General features: G+C 65.0%; 13 protein-coding genes. 5 read left to right on the top strand and 8 right to left on the bottom strand.

The genetic code is table 11. From position 1 onward, the window contains the following. Window positions 1-91 precede the first annotated feature (91 nt). Window positions 92-1,303 (bottom strand): winged helix-turn-helix domain-containing protein, encoded by a 1,212-nt coding sequence (locus NU1_RS31270; protein ID WP_067527077.1) that lies wholly within the window; start codon window positions 1,301-1,303, stop codon window positions 92-94. A gap of 389 nt (window positions 1,304-1,692) precedes the next feature. On the opposite strand from NU1_RS31270, the gene NU1_RS31265 reads away from it, so the two are divergent. Continuing rightward, window positions 1,693-3,357, top strand: a complete 1,665-nt coding sequence (locus NU1_RS31265) for an FAD-binding dehydrogenase (protein WP_067527074.1) — start codon at window positions 1,693-1,695, stop codon at window positions 3,355-3,357. Between the two features lie 16 nt (window positions 3,358-3,373). Here the strand turns inward: NU1_RS31265 and NU1_RS31260 are convergent, their stop codons facing one another. Further along, complete coding sequence (locus tag NU1_RS31260; protein ID WP_067527073.1) at window positions 3,374-3,901, bottom strand: hypothetical protein; 528 nt, start codon at window positions 3,899-3,901, stop codon at window positions 3,374-3,376. Window positions 3,902-4,156: 255 nt separating this feature from the next. After that, complete coding sequence (locus NU1_RS31255; protein ID WP_067527072.1) at window positions 4,157-5,626, bottom strand: amino acid permease; 1,470 nt, start codon at window positions 5,624-5,626, stop codon at window positions 4,157-4,159. 261 nt (window positions 5,627-5,887) lie between these two features. On the opposite strand from NU1_RS31255, the gene NU1_RS31250 reads away from it, so the two are divergent. Beyond that, on the top strand, window positions 5,888-7,882 hold the full coding sequence (locus tag NU1_RS31250) for a gamma-glutamyltransferase family protein (protein ID WP_084521975.1): 1,995 nt from the start codon (window positions 5,888-5,890) through the stop codon (window positions 7,880-7,882). Between the two features lie 165 nt (window positions 7,883-8,047). Here the strand turns inward: NU1_RS31250 and NU1_RS31245 are convergent, their stop codons facing one another. From NU1_RS31245 to NU1_RS31235, 3 genes are all read right to left on the bottom strand, one after another. Further along, window positions 8,048-8,344, bottom strand: a complete 297-nt coding sequence (locus NU1_RS31245; RefSeq protein ID WP_067527071.1) for a hypothetical protein — start codon at window positions 8,342-8,344, stop codon at window positions 8,048-8,050. Continuing rightward, a complete protein-coding gene (locus NU1_RS31240; RefSeq protein WP_067527070.1) occupies window positions 8,341-8,592 on the bottom strand; it encodes a hypothetical protein in 252 nt (83 codons plus the stop codon). The genes NU1_RS31245 and NU1_RS31240 overlap by 4 nt, the downstream gene beginning before the upstream one ends. Window positions 8,593-8,742: 150 nt before the next feature. Beyond that, entirely contained in the window at window positions 8,743-9,198 is a 456-nt protein-coding gene (locus NU1_RS31235) for a hypothetical protein (RefSeq protein ID WP_157553297.1), read from the bottom strand. A 56-nt stretch (window positions 9,199-9,254) separates the two neighbouring features. Between NU1_RS31235 and NU1_RS31230 the strand changes: the two genes are divergently transcribed. Genes NU1_RS31230 through NU1_RS31220 form a run of 3 tightly spaced genes read left to right on the top strand, consistent with a single transcriptional unit; the run spans window position 9,255 to window position 10,596 of the window. Then, a complete protein-coding gene (locus NU1_RS31230; protein ID WP_067527068.1) occupies window positions 9,255-9,527 on the top strand; it encodes a hypothetical protein in 273 nt (90 codons plus the stop codon). Window positions 9,528-9,538: 11 nt separating this feature from the next. After that, the gene (locus NU1_RS31225; protein WP_245720397.1) at window positions 9,539-9,910 is read left to right on the top strand and encodes a PEP-utilizing enzyme; all 372 of its coding nucleotides are present in this window, start codon (window positions 9,539-9,541) and stop codon (window positions 9,908-9,910) included. Between the two features lie 47 nt (window positions 9,911-9,957). Next, on the top strand, window positions 9,958-10,596 hold the full coding sequence (locus tag NU1_RS31220; RefSeq protein WP_067527075.1) for a hypothetical protein: 639 nt from the start codon (window positions 9,958-9,960) through the stop codon (window positions 10,594-10,596). 249 nt (window positions 10,597-10,845) lie between these two features. Here the strand turns inward: NU1_RS31220 and NU1_RS31215 are convergent, their stop codons facing one another. Continuing rightward, complete coding sequence (locus NU1_RS31215; protein ID WP_067527066.1) at window positions 10,846-11,052, bottom strand: DUF397 domain-containing protein; 207 nt, start codon at window positions 11,050-11,052, stop codon at window positions 10,846-10,848. After that, on the bottom strand, window positions 11,049-11,678 hold a 630-nt coding region (locus NU1_RS31210; RefSeq protein WP_067527065.1), incomplete at its 5' end, for a DUF5753 domain-containing protein. The genes NU1_RS31210 and NU1_RS31215, both read right to left, overlap by 4 nt.

The following is an 11,678-nucleotide window of genomic DNA, read 5'->3' as shown; positions in this document are numbered from 1 at the left end:
GGCCAAAGCACGCCGGGATGACGGTGGGGCGTGTTGTCGCTCGCCACCGATCGCGGGTCTGCGCCGCAGTTGATCTACCGCCACGTGGCATCTACCGCAGCGCAGCCGCCAGCGCCGAAACGAGATCCCCGCGATCCCCCACCTCGACGGTGTCGAGTTCGAGCCAATCCGCCATCTCCCGAAGGGTTTTCGCGAGTTCGGCGGCGACACGGGCCGGGTCGCGGCCGTGCTCGGTGAACGCGCCCGGCACCAGCAATCGACCCGTGGCGCGTTCGGCGCGCAGATCGACGCGGCCGACGAGTTCGCCGTCGAGCAGGAACGGAAAGACGTAATAGCCGTGTACGCGTTTGGGTTCCGGGGTGTAGATCTCGATGCGGTAGTGGAAGTCGAAGAGCCGTTCGGTGCGGGCCCGGAAGAAGATGAGTGGGTCGAACGGGCACAGCAGCGCCGCACCGGTGACCCGCCGTGGGGTGCGGGCGGCGGTGTGTAGATAGGCGGGTTTGTCCCAGCCCGCGACGGTCACCTGTTCCAGCTCGCCCGCCGCGATGAGATCGGCGATGGCGGGCTCGGTTTGGCGACGGTTGAGCCGGTAGTAGTCGCGCAGGTCGGTTTCGGTGCCGATACCGTGCGCGGTGGCGGCCCGGCGCACCAGTTCGCGTACCGCGTCGGTCTCATCGATGCGCTGCGCCAGCACATCGGCGGGAACGACGCGTTCGGTCAGGTCGTAGTAGCGCTGGAAGCCGACGCGTTTGGCCACCGACAGCTCGCCCGAGGCGAACAGGGCCTCACACACGACCTTGGTATCGCTGTAGTTCCAGCCCCAATGGTCTTTGGCGCGTGGACGATCCAGCTCTAGATGCTTCTCCACCTCACCGGCGGTGCAGGCCCCGAACTCGCGGAGCACGCCGAGTACCTCGTCACCGAGCGTCGGGTTGCGGTCCAGGACCTGCTTCATCCCCGACCAGCGACCGTGCCGGTACTGCTCCATGCGCCACCGCATGAGCGACCAATCCTCCACCGGGATCAGCGCCGCCTCGTGCGCCCAGAACTCGACCAGGCGGCGCGGGCGGCGGGCGGTGTCGGTCCAGGCGGCCTCGTCCAGCAACGAGCGGTCGTACGCGCCGATACGACTGAATACCGGCGCGTAATGGGCGCGCACCACGGCCGACACCGAATCCAGTTGCAGCAGACGGGTGTTGTCGAGGACACGCATAACGGTGCGCCGAGTAGGTGGACTCGTGGGCCGTACGGCCGCGAAACCCTGAGCGGCCAAGGCAATTCGGCGTGCCGTGGCGAGCGGCATCGGGCGGCCGGTGCGCACGAGCGCTGCGGCACTGCCGGTGGCGGCGATCCGCGCCGCGCCACTCCCCGAGACTGTTCTGGTCGCGGCGCTACCGGCGGTGGCCGAGGTCGCCGCACCGACGGCGGCAGTCCTGGTCGCCGCACTGCCAGCGGTGGCAGTCCGGGCCGCAGCGCCAGCGGTCCGGGCCGAGGTGTTGGTTCGAGCAGCAGCGGTTCGACTGGCGGCAGTGGTAGCCGCGCCAGGCGGAGTCTTCTTCGCGGGCACGACACACCACCCTGCCACGGCCCACCGACAACCTTCGGGGCAAGATTGCCCGCCGGTCCTCGGGACCTGCACGAACCTCATCCGATACAGTTGTGTATCGAACCTTCTACGACCCGAGGATTGGCATGATCGAGAACCCGGATGTGATCGTCATCGGCGCCGGACTGGCCGGTCTGGTCGCCACCCACGAACTGGTCAAGGCGGGACGCCGGGTACTGGTGCTGGACCAGGAGAATCGCGCCAACCTGGGCGGGCAGGCCTTCTGGTCGCTGGGCGGACTGTTCCTGGTGGACACTCCCGAACAGCGCCGACTGGGCGTCAAGGACTCCCTCGAACTGGCCATGCAGGACTGGCTGGGCTCGGCCGGATTCGACCGCGAGGACGAGGATCACTGGGCCAAGCAGTGGGCCCGCGCCTATGTCGAATTCGCGACCCACGAGAAGCGCCAGTACCTGCGCGACCTCGGTCTGCGGGTGACACCGCTGGTCGGCTGGGCCGAACGCGGCGGCGCGGCCGCCGACGGGCACGGCAATTCGGTGCCGCGTTTCCACCTCACCTGGGGCACCGGGCCGGAGGTGGTGCGGGTCTTCCTCGAACCGGTACTCGCCGCGGAGAAACGCGGCCAGGTCGGCTTCGCATTCCGGCACCGGGTCGATGAACTCGTGGTCGACAACGATGTGGTCACCGGCGTGCGCGGCAGTGTGCTCGCACCCAGCGACGCCGAGCGCGGCGTGGCCTCCACCCGAGAGGTGGAGCGCGAGTTCGAGATCCACGCGAAAGCGGTGATCGTCTCCTCCGGCGGTATCGGCCACAATCACGACCTCATTCGGCGCAACTGGCCGACCGATCGCCTGGGACCGTGCCCGGAGCACATGATTTCGGGCGTACCCGCGCACGTGGACGGTCGCATGCTCGGTATCACCGAGGCGGCGGGCGGGCGCATCGTGAACCGAGATCGTATGTGGCACTACACCGAAGGCATTCACAACTGGGATCCGGTGTGGCCCGATCACGCCATCCGTATCATTCCCGGACCGTCGTCGCTGTGGTTCGACGCCAATGGAAAGCGGCTGCCCGCACCGTGTTTCCCCGGTTTCGACACCAATACCACCATGAAGGAGATCCTCGCCACGGGCTACGACTACTCGTGGTTCATCCTCACCCAGTCGATTATCGAGAAGGAGTTCGCGCTCTCGGGCTCGGAGCAGAATCCCGATATCACCGGTAAGGACCTGAAACTCACCCTCAAGAGCCGCGTCGCCAAGGGTGCGCCGGGTCCGGTGGAGGCGTTCAAGAAGCACGGCGTCGACTTCGTGGTCGCCGACACTCTGTCCGAACTGATCCAGGGCATGAACAAGATCGCCCGCGGCCCGCATCTGGACCACGCCGATATCGAACGCCAAATCGTCGCCCGCGACCGCGATATCGAGCACAAGTTCAGCAAGGACGCGCAGCTCATGGCGATCGGTAATGCTCGACGCTACCTCGGCGACAAGCTGGGCCGGGTGGCCACCCCGCACCGCATTCTGGACCCGGCGGCGGGGCCGCTCATCGCGGTGCGGCTCAATATCCTCACCCGAAAGACCTTGGGCGGCTTGCAGACAAACCTGGATTCACAGGTGATGCGACCCGACGGCACCCCGGTCCCGGGTCTGTACGCGGCCGGTGAGGTGGCGGGCTTCGGCGGCGGTGGCGTCCACGGCTACAACGCGCTGGAGGGCACCTTCCTCGGCGGCTGCATCTTCTCCGGCAGGGCGGCCGGTCGCGCCCTGGGGCGCACGCTCCCCTGAGATCCGGCCGTGACTGCTACGGCCGGGCGAACCAGGCGTAGCAGTCACGGCGCAGCAGCAGCGCCAATACGATTCCGGCGGCCATAATGCCCGCCAAGACGATGAACGGACCGACGCCCGTGGGCATTTCGGTCGAGAACAGGGTGAAGACGCCCAGGAAGGTCTGCAGGCTCGCTACGGCGAGGGAGCCGATCCACACCCAGCGCGAACGGATGCCGAACAGCACCGCCATCGCACCCGTCAGCCAGGCGGCGAAGAAATGTGCGCCGCTGCCGACCGCCGAATTCAGACCGTCCGGCAGTGCGAGCAGGAAGTGGCAGAAGGCGAATCCCGCTGTCGCCCAGGCCGCGTACCGGGCTTCGCGCACCTGCACGGGCACCGCGGCACGTAGTGCGTCGCCGATCTCGGGACGATCACGAAGCACACGGGAGAAGACGGTGGCGAAACGATCGGAAAATGTGGTGGGAGCACCGTTGCCCGTATCAGCCGAATCGGCGGTCACGTCTGACGCCACCGGATCGGCGACAGCCGAATACGCAGTCACAGCTACTCCTCATCGAGTATCCATCCATTGCGCGCCCCCTGCGAACGCGCAACCTGACGCTAACCAAATGGTTGGATTCCAGACAATCGAGACAGCCAAGTTATGACCATGACCACAGCGACCCTCGGCTGTGGCGCGAAACACAGTGCAGGGCTTTGCCGGAATACAGTGCGACCGCGCACGATAACCGTGCGCGGTCGCGAAACCTGCTGGCCAGGGACATTTTTCAAAGTTCGACGTCCCGCGGCCGTGAGACTACTTGTCGTCCATGGGAATCGGCGGGAGCACCGGGAAGTCCCCGGTGTATCCGGCACGCTCGTTCGCTATGGCCATCACCCGCGGCTCGGCGATCTTCCAGCCGATGATCAGGGCCGGAATGACGATCGCGAGACTGGCGATGGTCCAGGTACCGACCGGGTAGTCGAACGCCATGAGCACCAGCACCAGGGCCAGGAAGACCAGCGTGACAATGCCGGAGTAGGGAGCCCCGTACATCCGGAACGCCGGGCGTTCGGCGCGACCGTCCCTGGTCCAGCTCCACAACTTCAACTGGCACAGCACAATCGTGGCCCACGAGGCCAGAATTCCGAGTGACGCCACATTCAGCACGATTTCGAATGCCCGCGATGGCACCACGTAATTGAGGAAAATGCCGAACAGGGCGATAAAACTGGTCAGCAGAATGCCGCCGTAGGGCACACCGGCCCGCGACATACGCGCGGTGAACGTCGGTGCGCTGCCGTTCATGGCCATCGAACGCAGAATGCGTCCGGTGGAGTACAGACCGGCGTTCAAACTCGACAGCGCGGCGGTCAGCACCACGAAGTTCATGACCGAACCCATATTCGCCACACCGAGTTTGCTGAAGAAGGTGACAAAGGGGCTCTCACCGGCCTTGTAGGCGGTGTAGGGCAACAGCAGCGCCAGCAGGATCATCGAACCGCAGTAGAACAGCGCGATGCGCACGATCACCGAATTGATGGCGCGGGGCATGATCTTGGCCGGGTTCTCGGTTTCGCCGGCGGCGATACCGACCATTTCCACTGCGGCGTAGGCGAATATGACGCCCGAGGTCACGGTGACAAGCGGCAGCACGCCGGTGGGGAACCAGCCGCCCGCATGGCTCACCATGCGGAAACCGGTTTCGGCGCCGTCGATATCGAAGCGGCCCGCGAGGAAGATGGTGCCGACAATGAGGAAGGTGACCAGTGCGGCCACCTTGATCATGGCGGCCCAGAACTCCATCTCGCCGAACCATTTCACCGAGACGAGGTTGATACCGAGCACGATGATCAGCGCGCCGAGCGCGAGGATCCACTGCGCCACCGGCTGGAACGGACCCCAGTAGTGCAGGTAGACCGCGACGGCGGTGGTGTCGACGATGCCGGTCATGGACCAGTTCAGGAAGTACATCCACCCGGCGACGAAAGCCGCCTTCTCCCCATAGAATTCGCGCGCGTAGGAGACGAAGGAGCCCGACGACGGACGGTGCAGGACAAGTTCGCCGAGGGCACGCAGGATGAAGAAGACGAAGACGCCGCAGATCAGGTAGATCACGAACAGCGACGGTCCGGCGTCGCGCAGCCGCCCACCCGCACCGAGAAAGAGGCCGGTGCCAATGGCTCCGCCAATGGCGATCATCTGCAACTGCCGGGGTTTCAAGCTCTTGTGATAGCCGGAATCCTCAGCCGTTAGGTTCGTGGCCTTTGTCCGGATCTCGGTCATTCGCCGGTTAACCCTCCGCAATCGTGTTATGAGGCGAACCGAGGGTACCTTGCAGATTGCTGAGAAACACATCGCCGCCACGAGCGGGCGATCTGAGTGACATTTCACCATTTCAGGGCATATACCGACCCATTCTCAGCGATTGCTACGAAGACGCCCGAGTCGGGTTACGACCCCCATCGGGGTAGCCGCTTCCGGACTTCCCAGCGTCGAGGTCACGAAAGGCCTGTCCGTCGCGCGCACCGGCGTTAGAGTCCCGTCATGAGGCACACGCGTCAGCAGATCCTCAGCGGCGGTGCCGCTCGAACATACAGCGGCAGTGCCGCTAGAACACTCACCGGCGGTGCCGCCGTCCTGCTCCTGCTGCTCGGGCTGGTCACCGGCTGCTCACCGGGCCCCGAGAAAGCCAGTGGCACCTGTGTCACGAGCGAGAACGGCACACCCCTCGCGGCCCGCACCCCCGCCGAGTCGACGACCGATCTGAGTAGGCACCCGGAGATCGCGTCCGGCTATCGCACCGGCATGACGCCCGTGCGTACCAAGACATTCGCGGTTTCCACCGCTAATCCGCTGGCCACCGAGGCGGCGTGCGAGGTGCTGCGCGACGGTGGTACAGCGGCCGACGCACTCATCGTGGCGCAGACGGTGCTGGGCCTGGTCGAGCCGCAGGCTTCCGGTCTCGGCGGCGGCGCGTTCCTGCTCTACTACAACGCCACCACCAAGACCGTCGACGCCTACGACGGCCGGGAGACCGCCCCCGCGGCCGCTACCGAGAATTATCTGCGCTGGGTCAGCGATACCGATCGCACTGAGCCGCAACCGAATGCGCGCGCCAGCGGCCGGTCCATCGGTACGCCCGGGGTGCTGCGCCTGCTGGAGCTCGCGCACCGCGAACACGGTAAGCAATCCTGGCGCGATCTGTTCGATCCGGCAATCAGCCTGGCGGATCAGGGTTTTGCCATCAGTCCACGCCTCGCGGGCCAAATCGCCGACTCCGCATCGGATCTCGCGCTTGACGATGCCGCCCGCGAGTATTTCCTACAGGCCGACGGCACTGCGAAACCGGCGGGCACCAACCTCACCAATCCCGGTCTGTCGAAGACCTTGAACGCCATCGCTTCCGACGGTGCCGATGCCTTCTATACCGGCGCGATCGCCGCCGATATTGTCGATGCCACCGCGTCGGCGACCGGTGGGCGCACTCCGGGCCAGCTCTCGCTCGCCGATCTCGCCGGGTACCAGCCGAAGAAGCGCACCGCGCTCTGCGCGCCCTACCGCGACCATACGATTTGCGGTTTCCCCAATCCGTCGTCCGGCGGTATCACCGTGGCCGCCACCATGGGCATCCTGTCGAACTTCGACCTCGCCTCGATGAAACCCGAGGACCTCGGCAGCGGCGATGCCGCGCGCGACGGCGGTAAACCGACAGCCGAAGCGGTGCATATCATCTCGGAAGCCGAGCGGCTGGCCTACGCCGATCGCAACAAGTACATCGCCGACTCGGATTTCGTTCCGCTGCCGGGCAATACACCGCAGACGCTGATCAATCCCGACTACCTGAAGCTGCGCGCCGCCCTCATCGACCCGAACCGCAGTATGGGCACCGCCCAACCCGGCGATTTCGGCCCGGCCCCCCTCGGCACCGGCCCGCAACCGCCCGAGCACGGCACCAGCCACATCTCCGTGGTCGACCAGCACGGCAATGCCGCCGCCATGACCACCACCGTCGAATCCGCCTTCGGCTCTTTCCATCTCGTCAACGGTTTCATTCTCAACAATCAGCTGACCGACTTCGCCGCCGACCCGCTGGGCGAGGACGGCCTCCCGGTCGCCAACCGCCTCGACCCCGGTAAACGCCCCCGCAGCTCCATGAGCCCCACCCTGGTCTTCGACCAGAGCCCGGACGGCACCCTCGGCGCCCTCACCCACGTCACCGGCTCCCCCGGCGGTTCCCTCATTATCCAATTCGTGGTGAAAACCCTGGTGGGCATGCTGGATTGGGGCCTCGACCCACAACAGGCAGCATCGGCGGTCAACTTCGGCGCGGGCAACAGCCCGACCACTAATGTCGGCGACGAACACCCCGCCATCGAGAGCGATAACGATCCCCTCGCCGTACGCCTGCGCGAACTGGGCCACGAGGTCTCCACCACCCCGCAATCCAGCGGTCTGTCCGTGCTGACTCGCGACGGCGACGGTTGGATCGGCGGGGCGGACCCACGCCGCGAGGGCGCGGTCATGGGCGACAACCGCTAGGCCCTCGGGCGAGCGTTCCGGAGCGCTGTTTCTCCCACTCGCGCCTTGCCGCTTACCGGTGTGCAGCACGGGCATGCATTTCGGCGGTAGGTGACGTCGTTCACCATGCGGGCATGGTCGGCTAATTCAGTGGGCGGTGCCGGATGGTCAACCATCCGGCACCGGTCACAGGTCGAGAGAGACGCGGAGAGCTTCCTCTACGCGTTCGATGGTTTCGGGGTCGGCGCTGTCGATGCGGTCGCCGACCCAATGACGGTAGAGCCGGTGAGTGGAGGCCGTGTTGACGAAACCGTAGCCGGGGATAGGCACGGTGAGGATGTCGCCGTCGCTCTCGTCGAGCACGTCGAGGCCCGCGAACCATGGGCGTTCGCTGTCAAGAATTGCCTGGTTGGAGGCGAGTAGCACTATCTTGTGCAGCGCCGCGCCAGGTTGTCCGTAGTTGTGAATGTCTCCGCGCCTCACGCAGCGCCCTTGCGGCGGCGGTGCCGCTCGTCGGCTTCGGCGGCGGCCTGCTCGGCTTCGTAGGCGACCGTGGCAGCCTCGTCGGCGGCGGGTGTCACGACGGGCCGGAAGTCGCGGATCGCCTTCTGCTGGCATGCCTTCGACACCCACGCCGACGGCGATATGCCCGCCTTGGCGGCTTCACGGTTCGCGATCTCCCAGGCGCTGGTTTCCAGTGATAGCGAGACCTTCGTGGTTCTGCGAGTCATACCCCCGATCCTACCCGCGACCCGATCATATGACGATCGTCCGGTGTTCTGAAGACGAGTCGGGAATGGGAGAGATTCTCCATCAGGAGCAAGTTGTCGTAGTCGTAGCGCCGCTGGGATGGAATAGCAAAGTCTGGCTATCCACGGGCATCAATTGTCATGGTATGCGACTCCGACCGGGCCAGAGCCGACGCATACCTCGAGTCCCGGTGCGAGAGAACTGATCCGGAGCGTGTTGCCGCTGCCGATCACCCGAACAAAGACGGTGTTCAGCCCTTGTCGGACCGGAGCTGTCACCCATTGGCCGTATTCGAAAGCGACGGCGATATGTCCGTCCCGGTTTGCGAGGTAGTTGAGTTGCGTGGTCCATTCGTTGTCGACCATGGGGCCGTCGAGGGGGACGAGAGTTGGTGTCGCACCGTGGATTCGGTGGCCACAGTCGGGGTCTGGGCCGGGGCGGATGCCGCGGTTCCACCCGACGGCGGCCTCGACGATCTCACCCGTGTTGGCGATCATCCGTAGGTGTGGGGTGGAGGTGGCGAAAGTGCCGGTGGGTGCGATGGAGGAGAAGACTCGACTGTTCAGGTTCTCTGGATAGACACCCACCGCCATCCGTCAACTAATAGTTGACGAGATGGCGCTCGTCAATCTATGGTTGACGCATGGATCGGCAGGTGCCACTGCGCGACATGATCGCCGCGATCGAGCGGGCCCACCCCGATAGCAACCTGGATCAGTTGGCGGCAGCGGTGGCTCACGCTGCGCACTCGATGCGGCTGGCCGATCAGCTGCTCGACTATTTCGTGGACCAAGCCCGGCACGTGGGCATGCCCTGGGCGGAGATCGGCGCCTACCTCGGTGTCTCCAGGCAAGCCGCGCAGAAACGATTCGCGACCCGCGTCGCATGGCGCCATGCGGCAACCACCCGGCGGTAACGAGCCGAATCGTGGTGGCGCGGCAGACAGGAGGCAAAATGCCAGAAGCACCGATAGCCACCGGCGCCCCGGCCAGCCGTGGTGTTGTCGCCGGTCCGGTCCGGCTGGTGCACAGTGTTGACGACTTCGACGCGGTTCGGCCGGGCGATGTCATCGTCTGTCGCACGACCGATCCGTCGTGGACAGTGCTTTTCAGCCTTGCCGCCGCGGTGGTGACCGAAACCGGGGGAATTCTGTCCCATGCGGCGATCGTCGCCCGCGAGTACGGGATTCCAGCCGTGGTGGCGGCAAAGGGGGCGATGGCGTCCCTGGCGAATCATCGGATTATCTCGGTCGATGGGACCAATGGACACGTTCATGCCGTTCGCTCAACCCAACGTTGATGTCGCTTCACCAGGCATGGCTGCTCGACACGAAAGGGAGGTCCGGGATGACGCACGTTTCCCGCAGTTCATTGCTCGCGTTGCACGCAATCCGCCTGGGAGGGTTCGTTGATACGCAGGCGGCGGCCGACAGATATGGAATGCATGTCGGCCTCGCCGAGTCGCACGTGCGGGACTTCCGAGAGCGTGGTTGGATCAGCCGCTTCCGTTTCGGGCCGGACGCAGGGTGGTCGCTCACCGAGAGCGGGCGTGCGGAGAACGAGCGGCTACTCGCCGACGAGCTTTCCGAGTGCGGGGCGAAAGCGTTCGCGGAAGATGTCTATCGCGAGTTTCTCCCGCTCAACGCACGGTTGGTGCAGGCTTGCACCGCCTGGCAGTTGACCATCCTTCCCGATGGCAGCATGCAGGACAACGACCACGCAGACGCGCAGCGGGACCGGCCGATCCTGGCCGAACTGGAAAGCCTCGCAGAGGAATTGGTTCCGCTGACGATTCAGCTCACCGAACGACTCGCCCGGTTCTCCGGTTACGACACTCGGTTCGCCGCGGCCGTCTCCCTGGCCGCCGACAATCCCGAGATGGTTACCGGCACCAAACACGATTCCGCCCACCGAGTTTGGTTCGAACTGCACGAAGATCTGATTGCCACGCTGGGTATCGACAGGGCACTCCCCTCCTGCCCCTAGGCAGGTTCTCCCAAGCCCGGCGGTTGGGCTGTCCAGGAAAGTGTGCAGGCCGCGCTCCGAACGGCACTCTCGGCTATCACTCGTCTCGGCACAAAGTGCCCCGGCTGATCGCCAGGAGGAATGCCGAGGGCGGCCAGACGCAGCTCGCGGCGGGTTGCTGCGGTCACCGTACGAGCCCGAATGCCCTTTGGTCCGTAGAGACTCCGCCACGAGTTCTAAGACCCTACAGACGGGGGCTTTTTCGTGTGCTCAGGGTCGGTCGAACTCCCGGTCCTGCACGCCCGCTACGAACGCATCCCACTCGCCAGGAGTGAAGATCAGGGCCGGACCGTCAGGGTTCTTCGAGTCTCGTACTCCGACATGGCCACCCGCAAGGTGGGCAGCCTCTACGCACTCGCCGGTGGCGCTGCTGCGACTGCTCTTGAACCACCTGGCCCCGGACAGGTCGATGTTCACGCGCGGTACTCCTTTGCCATCGCCAACACGGTTTGCTTGGTCGTGTCCGGATCCAACGCTACACGGCTGATCTCCGCCAAGGCATTTCGATAACGCGTCACTTCGGGCTCCCGTTCCAGGTAGAGATCACCCGCCCACTCCTCCACGAAGATCACGGGTGGTTCGGTCAGGCCGGTTGCCGAGAGCTTGGGAAATTCCAGTAGTACGAACGATCCAACCCGAGAGCCCAGATGCCCAGCACCATCGAACGGAACCATTCGGATGGACACGTTCGGCAGAGTGCTCACTTCGATCAACCATTCCAGCTGTTCGCGCATCACGGCAGGTCCGCCTATCTGGTCACGAAGTACGGCCTCCCAGAGGATCACATCCAAGGTGAAGTGTGGCTCCTTTAGGCGCGTCTGCCGTTTAGCGGCAACCTCGATCAGCTTCTCTACCTGCACTGTCGACTTGTTCGGTTCTTCCATCCACGCCATCGCACGTCGATACTCGGGGGTTTGTAGCAGACCCGGCACAATGGATGTCTTCCAGGCAGTAACCTTTCGCGCCGACTCCTCGAGACCCATGTAATGGTCGAAGCCGGAACGCATTTCATCGGCGTAGGCCCGCTGACTGGGCCCCGATAG

The organism is Nocardia uniformis NBRC 13702, assembly GCF_001613345.1.
Classification (GTDB): Bacteria; Actinomycetota; Actinomycetes; order Mycobacteriales; family Mycobacteriaceae; genus Nocardia; species Nocardia uniformis.
This window is presented reverse-complemented; position numbering and strand designations above follow the sequence as displayed.

Bases quoted from the DNA above. Each gene is read 5' to 3' on its own strand.
- NU1_RS31240 (WP_067527070.1), bottom strand. From the start codon at position 8,592: ATGACTCGCAGAACCACGAAGGTCTCGCTATCACTGGAAACCAGCGCC.
- NU1_RS31265 (WP_067527074.1), top strand. From the start codon at position 1,693: ATGATCGAGAACCCGGATGTGATCGTCATCGGCGCCGGACTGGCCGGT.
- NU1_RS31255 (WP_067527072.1), bottom strand. From the start codon at position 5,626: ATGACCGAGATCCGGACAAAGGCCACGAACCTAACGGCTGAGGATTCC.
- NU1_RS31270 (WP_067527077.1), bottom strand. From the start codon at position 1,303: ATGCCGCTCGCCACGGCACGCCGAATTGCCTTGGCCGCTCAGGGTTTC.
- NU1_RS31220 (WP_067527075.1), top strand. From the start codon at position 9,958: ATGACGCACGTTTCCCGCAGTTCATTGCTCGCGTTGCACGCAATCCGC.
- NU1_RS31250 (WP_084521975.1), top strand. From the start codon at position 5,888: ATGAGGCACACGCGTCAGCAGATCCTCAGCGGCGGTGCCGCTCGAACA.
- NU1_RS31230 (WP_067527068.1), top strand. From the start codon at position 9,255: ATGGATCGGCAGGTGCCACTGCGCGACATGATCGCCGCGATCGAGCGG.